Source organism: Paenibacillus radicis (ex Xue et al. 2023) (genome assembly GCF_024722015.1).
Lineage (GTDB): Bacteria > Bacillota > Bacilli > Paenibacillales > NBRC-103111 > Paenibacillus_S.
On record NZ_JANQBD010000001.1, the window covers coordinates 25,996 to 47,854 of the forward strand.

At 46.5% G+C, this 21,859-nt stretch carries 19 protein-coding genes and 1 other annotated feature; of the genes, 3 read left to right on the forward strand and 16 right to left on the reverse strand.

Annotated features, from left to right (window positions below):
• Positions 1 to 52 precede the first annotated feature (52 nt).
• The 3 genes from radC to NV381_RS00140 all read right to left on the reverse strand — a co-directional run bounded on the left by radC (position 53) and on the right by NV381_RS00140 (position 1,715).
• Positions 53 to 742: a RadC family protein gene (radC, locus tag NV381_RS00130; RefSeq protein WP_258211223.1), complete on the reverse strand. Its 690-nt coding sequence runs from the start codon at positions 740 to 742 to the stop codon at positions 53 to 55.
• 58 nt (positions 743 to 800) lie between these two features.
• Positions 801 to 1,406: a Maf family protein gene (locus NV381_RS00135; protein ID WP_258211224.1), complete on the reverse strand. Its 606-nt coding sequence runs from the start codon at positions 1,404 to 1,406 to the stop codon at positions 801 to 803.
• A 66-nt stretch (positions 1,407 to 1,472) separates the two neighbouring features.
• Complete coding sequence (locus tag NV381_RS00140; protein ID WP_258211225.1) at positions 1,473 to 1,715, reverse strand: DUF4321 domain-containing protein; 243 nt, start codon at positions 1,713 to 1,715, stop codon at positions 1,473 to 1,475.
• Between the two features lie 254 nt (positions 1,716 to 1,969).
• On the opposite strand from NV381_RS00140, the gene NV381_RS00145 reads away from it, so the two are divergent.
• Positions 1,970 to 3,283: an N-acetylmuramoyl-L-alanine amidase gene (locus NV381_RS00145; RefSeq protein WP_258211226.1), complete on the forward strand. Its 1,314-nt coding sequence runs from the start codon at positions 1,970 to 1,972 to the stop codon at positions 3,281 to 3,283.
• A gap of 101 nt (positions 3,284 to 3,384) precedes the next feature.
• Here NV381_RS00145 and NV381_RS00150 read toward each other — a convergent pair whose 3' ends face one another.
• From NV381_RS00150 to NV381_RS00190, 9 genes are all read right to left on the reverse strand, one after another.
• Positions 3,385 to 4,767, reverse strand: a complete 1,383-nt coding sequence (locus NV381_RS00150) for an SPOR domain-containing protein (protein WP_258211227.1) — start codon at positions 4,765 to 4,767, stop codon at positions 3,385 to 3,387.
• 107 nt (positions 4,768 to 4,874) lie between these two features.
• Complete coding sequence (locus NV381_RS00155) at positions 4,875 to 5,381, reverse strand: ferritin (RefSeq protein WP_258211228.1); 507 nt, start codon at positions 5,379 to 5,381, stop codon at positions 4,875 to 4,877.
• A 146-nt stretch (positions 5,382 to 5,527) separates the two neighbouring features.
• On the reverse strand, positions 5,528 to 5,752 hold the full coding sequence (locus NV381_RS00160) for a DUF1450 domain-containing protein (protein WP_258211229.1): 225 nt from the start codon (positions 5,750 to 5,752) through the stop codon (positions 5,528 to 5,530).
• A 210-nt stretch (positions 5,753 to 5,962) separates the two neighbouring features.
• A complete protein-coding gene (murC, locus tag NV381_RS00165) occupies positions 5,963 to 7,348 on the reverse strand; it encodes a UDP-N-acetylmuramate--L-alanine ligase (protein WP_258211230.1) in 1,386 nt (461 codons plus the stop codon).
• A 7-nt stretch (positions 7,349 to 7,355) separates the two neighbouring features.
• The gene (locus NV381_RS00170) at positions 7,356 to 8,732 is read right to left on the reverse strand and encodes a bifunctional folylpolyglutamate synthase/dihydrofolate synthase (protein ID WP_258211231.1); all 1,377 of its coding nucleotides are present in this window, start codon (positions 8,730 to 8,732) and stop codon (positions 7,356 to 7,358) included.
• 5 nt (positions 8,733 to 8,737) lie between these two features.
• Positions 8,738 to 11,395 (reverse strand): valine--tRNA ligase, encoded by a 2,658-nt coding sequence (locus NV381_RS00175; RefSeq protein ID WP_258211232.1) that lies wholly within the window; start codon positions 11,393 to 11,395, stop codon positions 8,738 to 8,740.
• Between the two features lie 97 nt (positions 11,396 to 11,492).
• Positions 11,493 to 11,823 (reverse strand) — a binding site (T-box leader).
• Between the two features lie 153 nt (positions 11,824 to 11,976).
• Positions 11,977 to 13,047, reverse strand: a complete 1,071-nt coding sequence (locus NV381_RS00180) for a LysM peptidoglycan-binding domain-containing protein (RefSeq protein WP_258211233.1) — start codon at positions 13,045 to 13,047, stop codon at positions 11,977 to 11,979.
• A gap of 96 nt (positions 13,048 to 13,143) precedes the next feature.
• Positions 13,144 to 14,022 (reverse strand): RluA family pseudouridine synthase, encoded by an 879-nt coding sequence (locus NV381_RS00185; protein WP_258211234.1) that lies wholly within the window; start codon positions 14,020 to 14,022, stop codon positions 13,144 to 13,146.
• A complete protein-coding gene (locus NV381_RS00190) occupies positions 14,023 to 14,145 on the reverse strand; it encodes a hypothetical protein (RefSeq protein WP_258211235.1) in 123 nt (40 codons plus the stop codon).
• Positions 14,146 to 14,383: 238 nt separating this feature from the next.
• Between NV381_RS00190 and NV381_RS00195 the strand changes: the two genes are divergently transcribed.
• The gene (locus tag NV381_RS00195) at positions 14,384 to 16,096 is read left to right on the forward strand and encodes a phosphodiester glycosidase family protein (protein ID WP_258211236.1); all 1,713 of its coding nucleotides are present in this window, start codon (positions 14,384 to 14,386) and stop codon (positions 16,094 to 16,096) included.
• Positions 16,097 to 16,204: 108 nt separating this feature from the next.
• On the opposite strand, the gene hemL is transcribed toward NV381_RS00195, so the two are convergent.
• Entirely contained in the window at positions 16,205 to 17,503 is a 1,299-nt protein-coding gene (gene hemL / locus NV381_RS00200; protein WP_308861557.1) for a glutamate-1-semialdehyde 2,1-aminomutase, read from the reverse strand.
• 135 nt (positions 17,504 to 17,638) lie between these two features.
• Between hemL and NV381_RS00205 the strand changes: the two genes are divergently transcribed.
• Positions 17,639 to 18,301 carry a Crp/Fnr family transcriptional regulator gene (locus tag NV381_RS00205; protein WP_258211237.1) on the forward strand — a complete coding sequence of 221 codons (663 nt, stop codon included), beginning with the start codon at positions 17,639 to 17,641 and terminating at the stop codon, positions 18,299 to 18,301.
• Between the two features lie 81 nt (positions 18,302 to 18,382).
• On the opposite strand, the gene hemG is transcribed toward NV381_RS00205, so the two are convergent.
• From hemG to hemE, 3 genes are read right to left on the reverse strand one after another with little or no spacing between them, the layout of a single operon-like run.
• Entirely contained in the window at positions 18,383 to 19,831 is a 1,449-nt protein-coding gene (gene hemG, locus NV381_RS00210; protein ID WP_258211238.1) for a protoporphyrinogen oxidase, read from the reverse strand.
• A 6-nt stretch (positions 19,832 to 19,837) separates the two neighbouring features.
• Positions 19,838 to 20,773, reverse strand: coding sequence for a ferrochelatase (gene hemH, locus NV381_RS00215; RefSeq protein WP_258211239.1), 936 nt, complete (start codon positions 20,771 to 20,773; stop codon positions 19,838 to 19,840).
• Positions 20,774 to 21,838, reverse strand: coding sequence for a uroporphyrinogen decarboxylase (hemE, locus tag NV381_RS00220; protein WP_258211240.1), 1,065 nt, complete (start codon positions 21,836 to 21,838; stop codon positions 20,774 to 20,776).
• Between the last annotated feature and the right edge of the window lie 21 nt (positions 21,839 to 21,859).

The following is a 21,859-nucleotide window of genomic DNA, read 5'->3' on the forward strand; positions in this document are numbered from 1 at the left end:
TAAACAATGTCTATAATGGTTTTGGGAACTTGATTCCTTATCTTCTATTATATTACATCAAACCTTGCTCCTTCAAACTGACGAACCGCTGATCGCCTATCACGATATGATCCAGCACATCGATACCGACAATGTCGCCGGCTTCAACAAGCCGCTTTGTCATTTGAATGTCTTCAGAGCTAGGGGTCGGATCGCCGCTAGGGTGGTTATGCGCACAAATAATCGAAGCACTGCTTCGTTTAATAGCTGCACGGAATACTTCCCTAGGGTGAACAATAGAGGCATTCAAACTGCCCATAGAGAGCGTTTCCTGACCGATGACGTGATTTTTGGTATTTAAAAACAAGCAAACAAAATGCTCTTTCTGCAAATAACGCAGCTCTTCCATAAGCAAATCTGCAGCATCTTTAGGTGACCTAACCGTAATGGTATCCTTCATGGCGGTACGTGCCAGACGACGGCCCAGCTCAATTCCGGCCTGAACCTGCAAGCCCTTGGCTTTGCCAATTCCTTTGATCTCGGTCAGCTGCTCCAAGCTCATATCAACCAGACTGCGCAATCCGCCGGATTGACTCAGCATGCGCTGCGCCAAATGAACCGCTGATTCCTGGTATGTTCCGGTCCGCAGCAAAATTGCCAGCAGTTCCGCGTTGCTTAATGCTTGAGCCCCATACTGCATCATGCGTTCTCTTGGTCGTTCGTCGTTTGGGACATCGTGCAATGTTAAATTGCTCGATTCCATTCATTCCCCTCTTTCAATTTAAAGTGTGTGTGAACTCACATTATAGCACGATAGCCTGCTAAAGAACAGCGATGCCAAGACGCTTTAATAAATCGCTCAACAGTGACATTGGCAGTCCGACCACATTAAAATAATCTCCCTCAATCCTCTCAACAATCGTTGCTCCCAGTCCTTGTATAGCATAAGAACCCGCTTTATCCATTGGTTCTCCAGTTAGGATATACCGCTCTATTTGTTCATCAGATAAAGGCTTCATGTAAACAGATGTAACCTGGTGATCAACAAGCTGCGTTCCTGAGGACAAGTCCAGACATGCAACGCCGCTGAATACTTGATGTTCTCTGCCTTGTAAAGCATTCAGCATTCGGGAAGCATCCTGACGATCCTTTGGCTTACCTAAAACTTGTCCGTCAAGCACAACAATGGTGTCCGATCCGATGACAACACATTCCTTGGAAAGCTCACTCTTATACATTTCGCAAACGGCGGCGGCTTTACGACCGGACAACTGTTCGACAATTTCAGCCGGTGTCAAGCCTGGTTCCGTATCCTCATTTACATCGCTAACCCGAATTTCATATGGAAGCTGCAAAGTACGGATTAATTCCTGTCTCCGTGGTGAAGATGATGCCAGGATCAACTTTCTTTCAACAATAATCGACATATATAGACTCCTTGTCACGAATAGTTTACATTAGAACTAGCCCATTTATGTGGGATTTGGAAAAAATTATAGCTTACGATAAATCCAGAACGCTCCAATCAGTCCAAGAATGCTAATCAAGTTTAGCTTCAACTGGAAATGCATGTCGTATTTAAGTACCAGCAGATCCGCCTTGGGATCCCAGGAAAGCTCTACCGATTTGGTTAGAAAGGCGAGCGCAGGCACAGAAGCCAGCAATTGGCCCACTAGCGAACCTGCTACCAACCCTATAATAAGCAATAAAATGAACGTAAAAGTATTTTTCTTCACGAGCTACCATTCCTTTTTCGGGAGATAAGTATGAGTCTAAATTCAATTAAGGAGGGATAATCAAGCTTATTATAGCACAACATTTACCGAATGTTACCTGATTACACATGTACAGGAAGCCTGTAAAATAAATGTTGAATGTTAAGCTTTCTCGTGTAAATTTAAGTACAATTTGAGCTTTCCTTCGGAACGCTCTGCTACTGCTTACGAAGTAAGTTTCGTTATCACGAAACTCTCAGGAGGGACAACCGCTTATGCGTCGGCCTTATGCTATCATGATGCTTATACTTACTTGCTTACTTGCTTCTCCATCCTCGTCATGGGCTATGAAAATAGTAGTCGATGCCGGACATGGAGGATCGGATCCTGGCGCAATTGGCGTGAATGGCTTGTATGAAAAAACCGTTAATCTTGACATTTCCCTGAAGCTTAGAGATATTCTAACACAAAAAGGTTATGAAGTTGTGATGACAAGAGACGACGATACTTTCCTATCACTTAAGGAACGCGTAGAATTCACGAATGGACAGCAGGCCGATTTATTCGTATCGGTTCACGCCAATTCCTACACTCCCAAAAGCCGTGGAGCTATGGTCCTTTATTATGACAATCGCTACCCGCAGGAAAGCTATCCAGCCAGTGATGAGATGGCAGAGCTTTCGGATGACAGCAAGCAATTCGCCCAACAAGTGCTGGACAAGTTCGTAGAATCCGTAGACGTGGAAAACCTCGGCTTGCTTCCAAGCTCCGTATATGTAGTTCGAATGGGCACAGTGCCAAGCATCCTGGTAGAGACCGCTTTTCTGTCAAACAAGCAGGATGCGGCTATGCTCGCTAACGATAAAATACGAACTCAAATGGCACAGGCAATCGGTCAAGGAATTGAAGCTTATATGCCGCCTACAGCTCAGTCCATTGTATTTCCTGACACGCGCGGACATTGGGCACGCGAAGCCATACTACGCATGAAAGAGCAGGGCATCGTGGACGGCGTCGGCAAGCAGTTTCAACCGAACCGCGAGATGACTCGAGCGGAGTGGGTGACCTTGCTGGACCGTGTATTCGACTTGTCGAAGGTCCAGCCCGCTGCAGCCGCATCCGGTAGCGGCTGCTCTACTGCAGGCTCCGGCGGGACGGTCGCCGGAGCGGTTTATACCGGGGCTTGCGCCAAGCCCGCAGCCCCTGTCTCGTTCAAGGACGCAGCGTCAGGCCATTGGGCCGCTGCGGTCTTGAACAAAGCCGTCAGCGCCGGGGTGCTGAACGGCTACGCGGACGGGACGCTGCGTCCCGATCAGCCCGTAACACGGGCTGAGGTCGCGGCGACGTTCGCGCGGCTCGCGCTGCCGGAGGCACAAGCTGCGCCGGCAGCCAAGGAGCCGGCGTTTAAGGATGTGCCGTCCAGCGCCTGGTCGGCCAAGGCGGTCTACAGCCTGAAGCAAGCAGGCTGGATCGACGGCATTACGGCGGACAGCTTTGCGCCGGACCGCCGAATGACCCGTGCCGAAGCGGCCGTACTGCTTGACCGCTTCGTGCAAAGCACCAAAAAAACGCCGAACCGTCAGCCATAGGCTGTGCCGGTTCGGCGTTTTTTTCTATACAGTTCCGCTTCCATGCGGTGCATTTGATAATCCCCAAAAAATCAGCTGCCGCTTGCGAAATAGCCCGTCGGTTACTGCGCCGATACCAGTTTGCGAAGCTCCTTTTGCGCAAGCACATACTGCATCATCGCATTCTGCGTCTGCCACATATAGGACTGGCTTGGATTCTTTTTATACTCATCCAATGAAGCTATGGCCGTGTTCATGGCATTGCCCATCTTTTGAACGGAAGCCCTCGCTTCATCTGCCAGTCCTTCATTCGCACCGGCAGCCAACCCCGTCCACATTTGATGGGCGGTTTTAATTGATTGCAAAGCTGCTGCATCAAGCGCAGCCGGCTGTGCTTGAGTCAAATGTGTCAAAGTAAGCGGAGTCAGCGTCTGCAGAAGCTTATCACCCTGAGACAAATAAACCGATAAACCCTCTGACGGCTTCGCGCTCCATTTTATTTTCGTCAGTGCAGGCAGTTCTATGCTCTTGATGATGACATCCGTTTTCTTCTGCTGGAACTGCTGCGCCAAGCCTAAAGCTTCATCACGAGTCATTGACATTCCAACATAAACCGGGAATTTATCACCCGAGTCACTGACAGCTGCGAGTCCTTTCTTTTTCAATTCCGCTTGAGCAGTATCTGCAGCTTGTGGTGTGCTGAAAACTCCGCTTTGCAGAAAGGCTATCGTTTTGCCTGGAATATTGACCGCCGTAACAACCGGGGACCCACTCGCGACCGGAGCCATTACCGGCGCAGCCGCTTGCCCTGTGTTCGCTGAGCTGCTCACTGGCAATTTGGTTACAGCAGTCCCGTTAGTTTGCCCGTTAGTTTGCGTACTGGCAACTGTCGACCCTGCTGCTCCAGCAGGAGGAGATGTATTCCCTCCTTTGGGGCTCTGAGTATCCTGAGAAAACATCGATAAAACAAAAAAGCCGAAGGCGATGCCAGTAACAACTGCGCCTGCAACAGATGCAGCTACTTTAAGCCACGAAGAACCGGAAGATTGACTCACGTACACCGTTTCCTCAGGGACATACCACCGGTGATCTCTTATGGGCTCATACTCCGACTCATCATCACGTCTAACGTTTCTATTATTCTGATTATCCATATAACCGGTTTCGGGATGATACTCGACCTTTGCAGATTCACGTATCAATTTCTCCACTCTTTGTGTTTCTGTATCAAAGGAGCTTTGCCATCCGCCAAAGTCATTCGTATATTGATTTAATGGCTGGGCGTCAATAAACGTTTCAGATCTGGAATTGTGCAGACGAGATGATGGTGGTGTCGCAACAGATTCCATCTCTACAGAAGTTTGCTCCACGTCTACATCTTCGCTGCGAATTACTGTATATTCTTCGTTATGCAATGGAATTACCTTGGGCTGCTCTTTTACAACGCGTCCAGAGTTTTTATGTTTTCCATTCTCAAATCGAAAGGTCATTTTGGCATTATTCATTTCTACTTCTCTCCTCTTGTCCAATTTTCGTATTACTAGACTATGAGAGAGACAAAAAAAATAGAACAACCTTAGATGATAAGGTCGTTCCATGTATGATAGAAATGTTAAGGAGCTGGCGGCGTAAATACACGTTGGGAAAACTCAGCGTCAAGCATAAAAAATGCATTGCTGTCCGTGTCGATCCGCTTCAGCTTGTTGATAATGCTGTCAAACATCGCTTCTTCCTCAACCTGCTCGTCGATAAACCACTTCAAGAAATTAATTGTTGCATGCTCACGTTCATTCATTGCCAAATCCGACAGATCATAAAAACGTTGTGTAACGAGCTGCTCATGTTCGAATGCGTGTTGGAACACATCCAGCATGGATTTGTATTCATTATTCGGATTTTCCATTCCCATAATATATGCCCGTCTTCCACGGTCATTCAAAAATTTATATATTTTCATGGCATGGAACCGTTCTTCTTCGGCTTGTACAATATAAAAATTAGCAAATCCATCCAAGCTTTCTGCTGAACAGTAAGCGGCCATTGCCAGGTATACTTGGGCGGAGTAGAACTCAAAATTTAGTTGATCATTCAGCGCTTTACTTAAAGCATCGTTTAGCAAAAGAGCACACACCTTCCGTTTATTTTCGCGTAATTCCCCAGAAGTACAGTACGGGGGACACAATTAGTATACCTAAAATTGGGGAGAGAATCCATAAAATATTCCAACTCATCCTTCAAACGTCCTTTCTGGCGAGTCGTATTCATCTAGCCGATCAACTGCTTTAATTCCTTAAGAAGCTTGCCCGGTGACGATGCTTTAATAACATCCTTCTTGCCAAGCCTGACAAAGCACTCTTTAGAGCAAAGCTTGCAATTGCCCAAGCAGTCGCGCTTCTTTTGTTTGATATCAGGAAATTTTTTCTTTAATTTCTTATATACAGCTTCGGAACCCTGCTTAAAGTTTCGGCAGCAATAGTTGATCTTTTTCATGAAGGATCCCTCTCTCCATCAGCGTTCAATGAAAATGATAATCGTTATCATAATTTATGTCAACGGAGAAATAATATGCATTTAATCTATTTAGCATTTATGGCAAAAAAAATACCCCGGGCCCACACTCTAAATTCAGTGCAAGCCGGGATATTTTCATTTATGTTAGGGGATTGTTATGCTTTTATTCAATCAAGACATCAACACGAATTACTTTGCTTCTGCCTGCTCCTGCAAGGCTCGTGCTAATCCGTCAGCAGCTTTCCAGATATCACCCGCTCCCATCGTCAGCACCAAATCGCCGCTGCTCACATGCTCCATCAAATATGCCTGTACTTCTTCCTTTGTAGGAATGTACTTGACGTTAGGGTTGCTGTTCTCACGAATTAGCTCCACCAGCTTGGCAGATGTGATGCCTTCGATTTGTTTTTCACCCGCCGGTGAGTAGATATCCGTTATGATAACCTCATCCGCTTCAGAAAAAGCCCGGCTGAACTGCTCGAATAAGAAATAGGTGCGAGTATATCGCTGGGGCTGAAACACTGCCGTAATTTTTTTACCTGTCGCTTTAGCAGCGCTGATAGTCGCTACAATCTCGGTCGGATGGTGAGCGTAATCATCTATAACCAGGATGCCTTCGACTTCTCCCAGTACTTGAAAGCGCCTTTTAGCTCCCCGGAAATCTGTAATTGCATCAGCAACCTGCTCAAATGTCAGCCCCGCCTCCATGCACGCTATCAAGGTTGCCAAAGCGTTATATACATTATGTTTGCCCGGCACTGACAGCTGGATCATCCCGAGAATGTTGCCCTGATGCTCCACCTGAAAGCTAACCTTGCGGTCGCCCAGCTCAATGCTGCGAGCTATATAATCGGCATCGTTGTCTATGCCGTAAGTAATTACTTGGCTTGCAATATGAGGAATCATTTCGCGTAAAAAAGCATCGTCATTGCAGACAACCGCTTTGCCTTCCTCTTTGACCTGACTTAAAAATTGAGCATAAGCTTTTTTCAAATTTTCGAAGTCGCCATTATAATTTTCCAAATGATCCGCTTCGATGTTGTTGACCAAAGCAACAAGTGGGTGATATTGCAGGAAGGAGCCATCGCTTTCATCTGCTTCGGCTACAACCCAATCCCCTTTGCCGGCTTTGGCGTTGCTGCCTACATTCATGATTTCGCCACCAATAATATAGGTCGGATCTTGACTGCACTCCTCCAGAACCAAAGCAATCATGGAGGACGTTGTCGTCTTTCCATGCGCACCAGCAACTGCAATGCCTTTCTTGGCATTCATAAGGCGCGCCAACATTTGTGAACGGTGAAGAATTGGAATTTTTAATTCCTCGGCAGCTGCCATCTCCACGTTATCCTTGGATAACGCAGTCGAATAAACAACCACATCCGCGCCATTCACATGATGTGCTTCATGTCCAATAAATACTTGCGCTCCTTTGGCAGCGAGCTTTTCTGTTAACTCCTGCCGCGCTAAGTCAGACCCCGAAATTTGGTAGCCCATTTCCAGCATTACTTTGGCAATAGCACTCATACCATACCCGCCAATGCCGATAAAATGGATGTGCTCAGATGTATTCACGCCGCTCTCACCAGCCTTTTTCAGAATCAGTTTGATGTAGGATCCAGGAACGAACATCCCCAATCAAATATAAGGTACCGGAAACGACAGCCAGGTCGTCTTGCCCGATTAAGCTATTCAACCGATCGAGCGCTGTCTTCCAGTCAGGTTCAACTATCACATCCACATCGGAGCGGCCCAGCTCCTTCAAAAGTGTTTCAGCCAGATCGGCAAGACGTGACGCTTCTTCCTTTTTATGCCAATTGGGTTCAGTCAGGATGAGTGTATCCACCAATGGTAGTATATGCCGCAAATATCCGGAATGATTCTTTGTTGAGAGCATTCCCATCATAAAATGTAGCTTGTTATAGTGGTATGTGTCCCTTAATGCCTGGGCAAGCGCCGCTCCACCTTCAGGATTGTGTGCTCCGTCTATAAGAATACGGGGACTATGGGAAACCATTTCCAGCCGTCCGGCCCATTTTGTTTCTTTCATTGCCTGCAGAAGCACCTCATCCTCGACAATCAAAGCATAGAACTGCCTCAGCAGTTCTATCGCCATTAATGCTACCGACGCGTTCGTAAGCTGATGCTTACCATTTAGCGAGATGCCCAGACCTGTCATATTCCGGTAGGGACCGAAGAAATCAAAGGTTTGGTCATTTTCCAACGAAGACAAGCTTTCAAAATGAAAATTCCGGTTCATTAAATACAGCGTGCTGTTTTTGGCTTTGGCCGTTTGCTCAATCACATCGATAACTTCCGGTTGGGTCACCGCGCTCACAACAGGTACGCCTGATTTGATAATCCCGGCTTTTTCACCTGCAACCTTTTCGAGCGTATCTCCCAAAACATCCATATGATCATGACCTACATTCGTAATAACGGTCAAAATTGGGGAAACAATGTTCGTGGAATCCAGTCTTCCCCCTAAACCCGTTTCCCAAACCACATAGTCAGGACAAGAGATTCGGGCAAAATATTCAATCGCCGCAGCCGTAGACACTTCAAACATAGTTGGCTGCCCTAGCTCGGAAGCTGCGATTTCATCAACGATCGGCTTTAGCTTATTAACTACGCTCAGCAAATCGTCATCCGCAATATTTTGACCATTATACCGTATGCGGTCCGCATACTTCTCAATGTAGGGAGAGGTGAAAGTTCCAACACCATAACCGCTTTGCTTAAGCACTTCCGTCAAGTAGGCGCACACAGATCCCTTGCCGTTCGTACCTGCAACATGAATGAACTTCAAGCGGCGCTCCGGGTTGCCGAGCAGCTCCATCAGTTTCTCCATCCGCTTCAATCCAGGTCTTACTCCGAATTTAACGAGATTGACAATCCAATCGACCGCGTCCGCCGCGCTTTGAAAAGAGACATTGGACTGTTCATTGGTTCCGCTCATCTTACTCACCCTCTCAGCTCTGCTAGACGGGCAATCACTTTATCCCGCTTATCAGCGTAGTCAACAAGCTTGGCTTTTTCTTCCTCAATGACTTTGGCAGGGGCTTTCGCTACGAAGCCTTCGTTGGAAAGCTTCTTCTCAATCCTCTCCACTTCACCGTGAAGCGCCTGTAATTCCTTCTCTAAGCGGCCCAGCTCTTGCGAAATATCAATCAACCCCGCGAGCGGCAAATACAGCTCAGCACCAGTTACAATGGCTGTCATAGCTTTATCAGGCGTAGTCAGCTCCAAGCTGATTTCAAGCGTTGACGTATTGCTGAAGCGTTGGATATAGTCCTCATTCCGTTTCAAAACAGCCAAGACTTCAGCGCTCGACGGCTTAACCAGCAATTCTATCTTCTTGCTCATAGGAACATTGACCTCTGCACGGATGTTACGAACGTTGCGAATGATATCCATCAGAAGCTCCATTTCGCGAACGGCGTCTGCTGCTTCAAAGCGGCTCTCATACTCCGGCCATTTAGCCAATATGATGGTCTCGCCTTCATGAGGCAAGTGCTGCCATATTTCCTCGGAAATAAACGGCATGAAAGGATGTATCAAGCGCTGTGTTTGGTCCAATACATAAGCAATTACCGATTTGGTAGTTTTCTTGGCTTGATCATCGGTTCCATACAAGGATAATTTACTGAACTCAATATACCAATCGCATAGATCATCCCAAATAAAGTTGTACAGAAGACGGCCGGTTTCTCCGAATTCATAGGAATCCATCAGGCGGGTTACGTCGCGAACCGTCTCGTTCAAACGGTGTAGAATCCAACGGTCTGCCGTATTTAGAGATCCGCTCAAATCAATCTCTTCCACTTTAAAATCGCCTAGATTCATTAAGGCAAAGCGAGAAGCATTCCATATTTTATTGGCAAAATTACGCGCCTGCTCTACTTTCTCCCAACGGAACCGCAAATCCTGCCCCGATGTTGAACTGGTAGAAAGCATAAAGCGCATCGCATCCGCTCCGTACTTCTCGATAACTTCCAGTGGATCTACGCCGTTGCCAAGTGATTTCGACATCTTCCTTCCATCTGCATCACGTACCAAGCCATGGATCAGCACGTCCTTGAAAGGAATTTGGCCTGTAAACTCAAGCGCGGTAAAGATCATTCTCGATACCCAGAATGGGATAATATCATAGCCTGTTACCAGCAAGCTGGTTGGATAGAAACGGCTCATATCCTCGGTTTCATTCGGCCAACCGAGTGTCGAGAACGGCCACAGCGCCGAGCTGAACCAGGTGTCCAGCACATCCTCATCCTGGCGAAGGTTCGTACCGCTGCACTTGGAGCAAACAGTTACATTGTCGTGCGCTACATGGATCTCGCCGCAATCCTCGCAATACCAGGCTGGAATCTGGTGTCCCCACCACAGTTGACGGGAAATACACCAGTCACGGACGTTCTCAATCCAATGCAAGTAACTTTTTTCAAAGCGGTCTGGGACGAAGTTTGCCCCTTTATTTGAATTCTGGGCTTCAATAGCTTGCTCCGCGAGAGGTTTCATCTTCACAAACCATTGTGTAGACAAGTAAGGCTCTACAACAGCCCCGCTTCTTTCACTATGGCCCACTTGATGCAAATGATCCTCGATTTTTACCAATACACCGGATTCCTTCATATCAGCAACAATCTGTTTGCGGCATTCAAAACGGTCCAATCCCTTATAGGATCCTGCATTGTCATTCATTGTACCGGACTCATCCATCACCAATATTTGTGGAAGATCGTGACGTCTGCCTACTTCAAAGTCATTCGGATCATGGGCAGGAGTAATTTTAACTGCACCGCTGCCGAATTCCTGATCAACGTACTCATCGCCAATAATCGGAATTTCACGACCGGTAAACGGCAGTAGAAGCATTTTTCCTATCAAATGCTTATATCGATCATCCTTCGGATGTACGGCAACCGCAGTATCGCCCAGCATCGTTTCCGGACGTGTAGTTGCAACAACTATAAACTCCCCGCTATCCTTGACAGGGTATTGCAAATGGTACAGATGTCCTTGTACTTCCTTATGCTCTACCTCGATATCGGATAATGCCGTACGTGCCGCTGGGTCCCAGTTAATAATGTAGTTGCCGCGATAGATAAGACCTTTTTCATAAAGCTTTACGAATACTTCACGCACCGCTTTGGACAAGCCTTCATCCAGAGTAAACCGCTCACGGGAATAATCCAAAGAGAAGCCCATCTTTGCCCATTGCTCATGAATGGACTCCAAATAAAGCTCTTTCCATTCCCAGACTTTTTCCAGAAATTTTTCACGGCCGAGATCGTAACGGGTCACACCTGACTCGCGCAGCTTTTGTTCAACTCTCGTCTGAGTGGCAATTCCCGCGTGATCGGAGCCAGGCAGCCAGAGAGTGTCGTATCCCTGCATTCTTTTGGTACGAATCATTATATCTTGAAGCGTGCAATCCAAGGCATGACCGATATGAAGCATTCCCGTCACATTCGGAGGCGGAATTACAACCGTATAGGTCTCCGCATCCGGGCGTTGTCCCGCTTTAAAATATTGACCCTTAAGCCAATAGTCATACCATTTTTTTTCTGCTTCCTTCGGATCATAAGTTGTCGGCATTTGAGTTGTTTTTAATTCTTCCATACTGAATTACCTCCATCATTCTACATATACCTACTCTAGAAGCGAGCAGTGAGTCTTGTTCACCGGACTTCTAATTAACACAAAAAAACCTTTCGCCGCAAAGGACGAAAGGAGCTGCTTCCGTGGTACCACCTTTATTCCGTAATAACCTATCTGCTCTTGTTAGCCGGCTTAATTAAAGCCCAGCCAGAGTCATGAATCGGCTATCTTACGGCACTTAAACAGATAACGGCTGTAACCGGCAATGTCTATTACATGCGGCATGTTTCCATAGGCTGCACAAGAGCACAGGGAACTGTGTACCACAAGTATTTTAACACTGCAACTCCAGGGCGACTTCGGCCAGTTACCTCCTACGGAACCTTTCAGCGTAACAATTCCGCTCTCTGATGGGTTGGCTGCCTACTATTCCCTATCCATGTTGATAAACAGTATAATTATTCCTATGATAAACAACATTAACCAAGGAGTCAATACGATAGCTGTCTACAAAGTGAAGATATGATTCATTGTACCCAAAAAACACCCCGAGCAAACCCACTGGAGTTTGTTCGGGGTGTTCGAATTTTTGAAATCATCCATCATTTAGGGATATAGACTACTTGACCTTCTGTTAGATTGTTCTCTCCCAATCGGTTAAACAATGCAATTTCCCGCGGGTTCAATTCATAACGCCGGGCAATGGTCTCAAGCGTCTCTTCCTTTTGAACAATGCATAGGCGCACCCGCCGAAATTCTTGCTTCTCATTCATTGTACTCAGCAGCAGCTTTTTCCATTCCAGCTTTTGGCCCGGAGCCGAACCTACAGCTTGTGCCCCTGACTCAAGCTTGTCTTGAGCCCTGCCATCATGCTTGCCCGTTGTGCTGCCTAATAGTGAAGCCAAACCGTTCGCCGTATATGCTTTCTCTTCCTGTGCCTTTTTTCCGGTAAAAGCGATTTTCAGCTCTTTCTTCTCATCCGACAAAGCCAATGACTCATTCGACGGCTGGAAGGTTTCAAGCGACTCTGATACCGATTCTTCCTCAATCTCCCCAGATGATTTCAGATTACTTGGAGCATGTTCCTCTGAATGTATCTGCTCGTCTCGTGGACTTTGCCCGGAATAAGCAGCATTCTCATCCATTACTGGCTCGTTCTCGGGCGAATGTACCGGCTCAGACGCTAACCATTGCTGCTGTGGCTGCTCCTGTTTATTAACGATATCACCATACTCGGTATTGCGAGGAACTTGGTGGACGAACACAACCTCCTCCTCGGTCTCCCCCCATCCCTCACCTTGTGGAGATGGGACGACTTCAAGCCCATTTAGCGATAATACTCCTGTAATATTCAGGCTCCTCGCAGACAGCAGGTCCACATCAAAGTTCTCAATCTCAACTGCGATGTCCTCCACCCTATGAACGCGATTCATAGGCAGCGTAATTTCAACCGGAATAAGATGCTCCAGCGTCCGGTTTATTGCATCCTGCTCATCGACGTAGGTTCCAGACAAGAGCAAATTACCTCTTAACAGAGCTTGATCCCCGTAAGGCAATACCTGTATGTGAGGTACCAGCTCAACGTCCTCCAGCTCTTTAATTCCTGCAACCCCTTCAGACAAATGCACGCGTTCATAAATATCAAATCGTAATCCACCCTGATGCTCAACCAATGTTATGTCCTCCCTCCGGAAACTAACTTATAAACGTTATGGATGGTTAATTTCATTTGTCTATAAATTTATATGGTTTGCGTGGAAGGAGCATGACTATATTTTTTTCAAAATCGAATACAGTTGTTCGAAATCCGATGGCCAGGGAGCCGCTACCTCAAGCTTTTCACCAGTAAACGGGTGGCCGAATACGAGCTTTTCCCCATGCAGTGCCTGTCGAGAAATAATTCCGGAAGTGCCTCCATACAGCGTATCTCCATAGATTGGATGACCCAGGTGGCTCATGTGCACACGAATTTGATGAGTTCTACCGGTATCGAGCTGCAATCTTACAAGCGCTGCATCCGCCAGCTGTTCAATTACCTCGTAATGGGTTACAGCATATTCGCCAGTAGCGGACACTCTCCTTCGTGCAGCATGATGCCGATCTTTACCTATAGGAGCTTCAATCGTACCTCGGGAAACAGCCAGACGTCCTTGAACAATAGCGACATAGCTTCGGCCAATTTGCTTCTGTCTCATCGCTTCGTCCAATACAAGCTGCGACCACTCATGTTTTGCGTACAATACAGGCCCTGTCGTGTCTTCATCCAATCTATGAATATGACGAACCTTGCATCTTTGTCCAGTAGATTCATAGTGGGAAGCAACGGCATCAGCGAGCACCGGATTTCGGATGCCAGGGTCCGAGCCGTCGCCATGGACTTTGAGTCCTGCAGGCTTATTGACAAGCAGGCAGAAATCATCCTCATAGAGCACTTCTAGCGGTATCCATTCCGACATATATTCTACGGATTCATTCGGAAATATATGTAAGCGGATACGCTGGCCTTTAATGGAAATACCGCTTTTTTGCTGCAATTTCCGCAAGAATCCATCCGAGATGCTCATATAGTTTTTCAATTCTTCTATTGAAGCAAGCGGTTGCGGGAGACGCAGCTCCAGCCACTCCCCTTTTTTCTGCCAAGGCACCATTTATTTAGGCTCCTTTTTTCCATAAAACAAACTGTACAGCACGATCCCGGCGAAGATAACAAAAAATGCAAACATAACTACAATCATTTCAAGAGTAATGCCATAAAAACTATATCTGTTCATAACGACCGCTCCAATTCATTAAGCAATGATAATGTTCCCAAGCCCCAACTTCTATTTCTAATATTAGCAAAAAGTAATCCTCATCACAAAAATCCATATCATTCCTAATTCCGGTTAAGGTAGGAAGTCTATCAAAATGGATGAAAATATGATAAAATAATTTAGATATTTGTTGATAGATTTCAAGAAATAAATTTAGGGTCGTCATTGCTTAATTGATAACAGGAGTGAACTTAATTTGAGTACAGCCATACAGTTTTTTAAATCGACGAAGAAACAGATGCTGGATTTTAGTTGGATCAAACGCACGCTTTTAATTATTGCAGTTTTGGCTTTTCTTGCATCAAGCTTCTTATTTTTAACATCTCCTGGTACTACCCTGCGTATCTGGATGGCTGAGACAGTTATTATTACTCAACATCGTGAATGGGCCTGGATTTTCGTCGGTGCGGAGCAGCGCGATGAGATGGTTCGCAACATGCACCAAAATATTGAAAAGAATGCGGAAGAAAAGCAAGATATGGGCCGTATTCAACACAAAGTATATAAAAAGAATCGTTCGATTGATGAACTAATTAAAGTTGAAGATATTTCCGGCCCGCTGTGGAAAGGCAAAAGGATGTACGTCTTCGACCCAAAATCAATCAGAGCTATGACGCCGGTCAAATCCGGAGAGGGTGAACGGATCAGCGCCATGGTAAAACGTACCGGAGCTGTTGCAGGCGTCAACGCCGGAGGCTTTGACGATCCTGAAGGACTTGGTAACGGTTTTGCTGCATTGGGAGTTATCGTGTCTGGAGGAGAAGTTATTTTCACTGACCAGGACGAAACGACCCCGCAGCACATCGTCGGATTCACCAAAGATGGAACTTTGATTATTGGTAAATACAGTATGACTGAGTTAAGAACAATGGGAATTTCGGAGGCAGCTTCCTTCTATCCCCGCGTTATTGCCAATGGCAAGCCGCTGCCAATCAGTGACGGGAGCCGCGCTCCAAGAACTGCAGTTGGTCAAAAGGAAGACGGAACTGTAATTTTCATTGTAGTTGACGGACGTCAAGCTCATAGCGTCGGTGCTACTCTAAAGGAAATTCAGGAGCTGTTCCTAGCTGATGATGTTGTTAACGCCGGTTTCCTTGACGGTGGCGCTTCGTCAGAGCTGGTTGTAAACGGTGAATTGGTCACGAAGCCATCCAGCCGGTATGGCGAGCGGCGCTTACCTTCAGCCTTCCTTGTATACGATCATCCGGAGGAAGCTGTAGCGAACCGAGTTTGGGATGGTATTAATAAAATAGACGCAGGCGGATCCTATGATCATCCGGACTTCTTAAGGGAGCAGGCTGAGATTAAGGCAAGACAAAAAAACAATCCGACGCCAGCAACTCCTCCGGCCACACCAACTGCACCTACTACTGTAAACAAGCCAGAAACGGATAAAACCGAGAAAACAGATAAACCTAAATCGACAGAACCAGGTAACGGAACAGGTAATGGGACCAATGCAGGTACTGGGACTGGAAATGGAAATGGATCAGTCAAACCTACTGATCACACTAAACCTCCTGTGATAGAAGGTAAAGAAACGGATCCCACAAAAAATCCACCATCTACTTCAAGTGGAAACAAAGAGTCAACAACACCTGCGGCACCTACAACTCCGGGCAGTACGCCGTCAGGCAGTACGGGAACCGAAACAGGTAAGCCAGCCGGTGGGGCCACTGGAAATAATGGTACAACCGTACCTACTGGCACAACTCCGCAAGGTGGAAGTCCAGCCGGTTCAGGAACACCTGCAGCACCTACAACACCAACTACACCAGTTCCTAAAGATACTGCACCAAATTCAACTACAACACCAAACACGGGCAGCAGCACTAATGTAAATCCTCCTGCCCAAGTAACTCCTACAACACCTGCGGCACCAACTACACCGGTGAATAAACCAAACTAATTATTTACATGTAAAGAACTAACCTTTATCCCAAACATAAAAGCAACCCATTCCGCTGATCAGCGTTATGGGTTGCTTTTATGTTTGGATCAGGTATACGGGAAAGACCTATTGTTTCAATGCTTTATAATGCGCAGCTATAGTTGCGGCTATATCTTCATCCGTATGCGCCGTTGATACAAACATGCCCTCAAATTGAGATGGCGCTATGCTAACTCCATTATCAAGCAAAGCTGCAAAATACCGGTTAAACAACTCCAAATCAGTTGTTTTTGCTGTTTCATAATCGGTAACTTGCTTATCCGTGAAGAACGGACAAATCATCGAGCCGACTCGATTGATCGTACTGGCAACCCCTAGCTCACGTGCATTTGCTAAGAAGCCTTCCTCCAAGCGGGCCGATTTCCGTTCCAGCTCCTCGTATACTCCCGGTTTACCCAACAGGCTCAGAGTCACATACCCAGCCGCCATCGCAAGCGGATTGCCAGAAAGTGTACCCGCTTGATAGATCGGGCCACTTGGAGCAATCAACTCCATAATTTCACGTTTACCACCATAAGCACCTACCGGCAAGCCTCCGCCGATTACTTTACCTAGACAGGTGAGGTCTGGAGTGATGCCGTACAAGCCCTGTGCACTGTTTAAACCAACGCGGAAGCCGGTCATTACCTCATCGAATATAAGCAAGCTTCCATATTGGAGCGTCAGATTTCGCAACCCTTGCAAGAAGCCGGGCTGTGGAGGTACTACTCCCATATTACCTGCAATCGGCTCCACAATAACCGCGGCAATTTCTTCACCGAAGCGTTCAAAGGCCAATCTAACGGAATCAATATCATTATACGGTACAGTGATCGTATTAGCTGCCACACTTTCAGGAACACCCGGGCTATCAGGCAGTCCTAAAGTCGCCACACCAGAGCCTGCTTTAATAAGTAATGCATCAGCATGTCCGTGATAACAGCCTTCAAACTTTAATATTTTGGAACGCTTCGTATAACCTCTAGCTAAACGCAATGCACTCATTGTAGCCTCTGTACCGGAATTCACCATACGTACTAGCTCTATCGATGGAATCCGTTCAATGACCAAACGGGCCATTTCCGTTTCCAGTTCGGTCGGTGCCCCGAAGCTTGTACCGGATTCAGCTGTTTTCTTGATGGCCTCCACCACTTCAGGATGTGAATGACCAACAATTAGCGGCCCCCATGAGCCTATGTAGTCGATAAATTCATTCCCATCTATATCAAATACCCGTGAACCCACCCCGCGCTCCATAAAAAGCGGTGTCAAACCAACCGACTTAAAGGCTCGAACCGGACTGTTAACACCACCTGGGATTACAAGCTTCGCTTCTGCAAAAGCTTTCGTTGAGCGTGCATCTTCTCTTTTCCTTATATTAGCCAAAACTACCCCTCCTTAGAGCTCTAGTGCTTTGCAAATAATGTCGACTTTTCCCATATATTAACTTGAAAACCAGCGTAAACCGATATATAATTATTCGGACTATGGAACCATCATCCATTGAAACGAGGAGAAACCATGATTGATTTCTTGAGCAAAGTTCCCTTATTTATCAATCTGAATAGTAGCCAGTTAACATCCATTTCTAACATTTGTTCGAAAAAATCATTTCGTTCCGGGACCATTCTGTTTAACGAAAAGGAACTGGGTTCTGTATTTTACATCGTGTTCAATGGCTCTGTAAAAATATACAATACCTCTACTACGGGTGAGGAAAAAATTCTTTCCTTATTCAAAAGTGGAGACAGCTTCGGTGAGCTTTCATTAATCGATGGCAAGCCTCGTTCCGCCTCCGCCCAAACTTTAGAGGACAGCGTCCTGATCGCCCTCGATGCCAAGCACTTTTTGGAGCTGTTAAAAAACAATTTCGATATTTCCCTCTGTATTATGCGAGAGCTGTGCAACAGGCTACGTGATACGAACCAGCACGTTTACGATTTGACTTTCCTCGATGCCAGAACTCGTGTTATCAAGAGCTTGATCAAGCTCGCTAATAAGAACGGAACCCGCAATGGTAATGTTATTACAATAAAAATGATGCTTAATTATGATGAGGTTTCACAAATGGCCGGCGTTCAGAAGCCCATCCTTATGCAAGTTATGCGTGACTTCCAGGAGAGGGAGATTCTGGTGTTTGACGGTCCGATAATGAAGCTTGACCTCGCGAAGCTGCGGGGGTAGTTATTCCCTCTGTCCGTTGACTTCTGGCCTTATGAATTGAGTGATCCCCATACATGGATAAGCCCGATTATTCGGGCTTATTTATTTGACAGTCAGCTGCGAAACAAGCGCTAGCGCCGTTTCCTTTCCTTGCCGGATACAGTCGGGAAGCCCCACTCCATGAAAAGCAGCTCCTGTAACATGAATGCCTGGCATTTGCTCAGCCAAACCGCTGCGGACACGTTGCACCAGCTTCAAATGCTCAACCGGGTACTGAGGCATGGAACGTGGCATCTTGGTGATTTCCGTAAACAATGGTTCTGCCGTAATACCCAGCAGCTCCTGTAAATCCCTCCGAACCGCTTGGATCATTTCTGCTTCAGACATCTTAAGCCAACGCTCGTCACCAGAACGACCGACATAACAACGCAGCAGAACTTTTCCCTTCGGTGCAGTGTGCAGCCATTTAGAGGAAGTCCACGTACATGCAGTAATAAATCGATTTTCGCTTCGCGGAGCCAACAGCCCGCTTCCATCCAGCTCACGTACCATATCGTTCGCATTGAATGCCAGAATAACATTGGCAACCGATGCATAATCAATGGTCATCAATTCTTTTGCAGCAGGCACTTCATTAAGCAGAGGAGCAATAGCGTAAGCAGGCAGAGCTATAATAGCACCGTCTATTCGCTCTGTTAGTCCGCCTCCATATACCAATTCATAAGAACGCCCTGAGTCATCCTTTGATTTCAGCTTATGGATAGCACTAACCTCGGTGTCCTTCATGAAATGAACATCATCCAGAGCATCTACGAGGCCATTCACTATGGTTTGCAAGCCTTCCTTGAAGGTCAGGAATACCGTGTTTTTTGCTACCTCGGGCAGCGTCTTGCTTTCCTCTCCGCCCTGCTTGCGGTTCCGAGTCATCCCAAGAATTAAGCTGCGATGCTTTTGCTCCAGTGCATGAAACTGCGGAAACGTTGCCTTCACGCTCAATGCATACGTATCACCTGCATAAATGCCCGCTAGCAGAGGCTCGGCAATTTGCGTCAATACTTCCTTGCCCAGTCTGCGTTCCAAAAAGGCGCCTAGTGATTCATCATCCGTACTTTGTCGCTTAGGCAGCAGCAAATCCAACGCCGCACGCGCTTTACCTGCAAATGACAACAAGCCTGTTTTCATAAAAGGGCCAATCTCCGTTGGAATTCCGAGAACAAGCCCAGGAGGCATGCGATGCAGCCGATTGCCATGTAAAATGTACGTTTTTTTTGCATTCGGATTTGTGCCTGTTAGTTGATCCTCAAGCCCAAGCTCCTTGGTTAACTCAATCATAGCAGGCTTACGCGCCAAAAAAGAGTCCGGACCTTTTTCAATAACAAAGCCGTCCTTCTTTAACGTGTGAATGCGGCCCCCGAACGAACCGCTTTTCTCAATCAAGGTTACTTTAACAGCTTCACCCTTTTCAGCCATTGCTTTTTTCAAGTAATAGGCTGCGCTTAAACCTGTAATGCCGCCGCCGATAACGGCCACATGTCTCGGTTCATTCCCCATCTTGCATCATTTCCTCTCGCACTGTGCATATACAACATCACTCAAAGCGCCCATATACAAGGGATCCGTATTTAAGGAAGGAGTACGCTCCAAGTGGATACCCAGCTCACGTGCCGTCTTTTGCGCTTCAATATCAAGATCGTACAAAACTTCCAAGTGATCAGATACGAAACCTATCGGACAAACCAGTACGTGCTTAAATTGCTTTTCAGAGCTAATCGTCTGAAGTACATCCAATATATCGGGTCCAAGCCATGGCGTCCCTGTCTGTCCTGCACTTTGCCACCCGAACTGCCAATTGCTGATTCCTGTCTGAGCCGCAATAGCACGTGAGGTTTCCAGCAGCTGCTCCGGATACGGGTCTTTCATCTCAAGTATTTTCTCCGGAAGGCTATGTGCTGTAAACACAATACGAACCTCGTCCCTGGACGTATCGCCAAAACGTGTTAATGTGTCCGTAATCCGTTGTGAAAGTGCCTCTAGTAATTGTGGGTGCAGGTGATAGCTTTTCACAAAATTAATTTGCAGACCCGATTCAGCCGCTTTATCTTGTGCGCGCTTTATATAGCCGCCTACGCTCATTGTCGAATAGTGAGGTGCAAGTACGACACCGACAGCTTGCTCAATACCGTCCTTAACCATCTGCTCTACACCATCCTCGATGTAAGGAACAGCGTGCTTTAAGCCTTGATAGCAAGTAAACGAAATATCCGGGTGATCCGCATTTAGCCGATCTTCCAATGCTTGTACCTGCTTATTTGTATTCTCTCTTAACGGAAAAAAACCGCCGACAATCGCCTCATATCGATCCGTCAAATCCTTTAGCTGCTCTGGCGTAGGAGGGTGCCCGCGGCGAATATGGGTATAATAGGCTTCCACCTGGTCCAAGCTCTCTGGAGTTCCATAGGACATCACCAGAACACCAATCCGCTGTTTAGACATTTACACACCACTTTCTTGTTTCGATTTAGCTAAAGCTTCCTTGGAATATACATGAATGAATTCCGTCAGCTCCCGCAGTTTATCGAGTGATGCTTCTGGGAACAGTCCATGTCCAAGGTTGAACACATAACCCGGCTGTTCAATACCTTGATCAATAATAGCTTTGGCATGCTCCTTAATAACTGACATTGGTGCCGTCAATACATAGGGATCAAGATTGCCCTGAACCGCGAAACGTGAACCTACTCGTTTACGTCCCTCTGCGATCGAAACACGCCAATCGAGTCCAATCACATCTACCTCCAGCTGTCCCAAAAGCGGGAGCAATTCTCCGGAGCTAACGCCAGGGAAATAAATTTTGGGCTGTTCCAAATGTTTAAGTTCGTCAAAAATACGTGTTATGGTCGGAAGCACAAATACTTTGAAGTCATTAGGTGAAAGCGCGCCTACCCAGCTGTCAAACAGCTGTACAGCTTTTGCCCCTGCAGCAATATGCGATTTCAAATACGTAATAACCATATCACCCAGTTTATCCATAAGCTGGAACCACACTGCCGGCTCGCTATACATAAGCTGTTTGGTTCGTATGTAGCTTTTGGTTGGTCTTCCTTCGATCAAATAACTGGCGATTGTAAAGGGCGCGCCCGCGAAAGTAATAAGTGGAACCTGAAGCTGTGCTGCCAAAATTTCGATTGTTTTGATAATATGGGATAAGTCCTTCTCAACTTGAATAGGGCGCAATCTTTCCACATCGGCCGTCGAACGGATCGGGTTGTGAATGACAGGTCCCACATCTTTTACAATATCAAAATCAATCCCAAGCGAAGCAACAGGGTTCATAATATCTGAGTAAAGAATTGCCGCATCCACACCTAATTTATGCACAGGCATCATCGTAACTTCAGCTGCCAGCTCCGGCTGCTGACAAATTTCGAGCAAGCTGTATTTTTCCTTAATTTTGCGATAATCCGGATCATAGCGTCCCGCCTGTCTCATGTACCATACCGGGAGAGTATCCACCGCTTGCTTCTTACATGCTTTAATAAACGTATCGTTATAGCTCATTTAATTTTCCTCACTTCCGTA

Bases quoted from the DNA above. Each gene is read 5' to 3' on its own strand.
- radC (WP_258211223.1), bottom strand. From the start codon at position 742: ATGGAATCGAGCAATTTAACATTGCACGATGTCCCAAACGACGAACGA.
- NV381_RS00135 (WP_258211224.1), bottom strand. From the start codon at position 1,406: ATGTCGATTATTGTTGAAAGAAAGTTGATCCTGGCATCATCTTCACCA.
- NV381_RS00145 (WP_258211226.1), top strand. From the start codon at position 1,970: ATGCGTCGGCCTTATGCTATCATGATGCTTATACTTACTTGCTTACTT.
- NV381_RS00150 (WP_258211227.1), bottom strand. From the start codon at position 4,767: ATGAATAATGCCAAAATGACCTTTCGATTTGAGAATGGAAAACATAAA.
- NV381_RS00160 (WP_258211229.1), bottom strand. From the start codon at position 5,752: ATGAAAAAGATCAACTATTGCTGCCGAAACTTTAAGCAGGGTTCCGAA.
- NV381_RS00170 (WP_258211231.1), bottom strand. From the start codon at position 8,732: ATGAGCGGAACCAATGAACAGTCCAATGTCTCTTTTCAAAGCGCGGCG.
- NV381_RS00175 (WP_258211232.1), bottom strand. From the start codon at position 11,395: ATGGAAGAATTAAAAACAACTCAAATGCCGACAACTTATGATCCGAAG.
- NV381_RS00185 (WP_258211234.1), bottom strand. From the start codon at position 14,022: ATGGTGCCTTGGCAGAAAAAAGGGGAGTGGCTGGAGCTGCGTCTCCCG.
- NV381_RS00190 (WP_258211235.1), bottom strand. From the start codon at position 14,145: ATGAACAGATATAGTTTTTATGGCATTACTCTTGAAATGATTGTAGTT.
- NV381_RS00205 (WP_258211237.1), top strand. From the start codon at position 17,639: ATGATTGATTTCTTGAGCAAAGTTCCCTTATTTATCAATCTGAATAGT.
- hemG (WP_258211238.1), bottom strand. From the start codon at position 19,831: ATGGGGAATGAACCGAGACATGTGGCCGTTATCGGCGGCGGCATTACA.
- hemH (WP_258211239.1), bottom strand. From the start codon at position 20,773: ATGTCTAAACAGCGGATTGGTGTTCTGGTGATGTCCTATGGAACTCCA.
- hemE (WP_258211240.1), bottom strand. From the start codon at position 21,838: ATGAGCTATAACGATACGTTTATTAAAGCATGTAAGAAGCAAGCGGTG.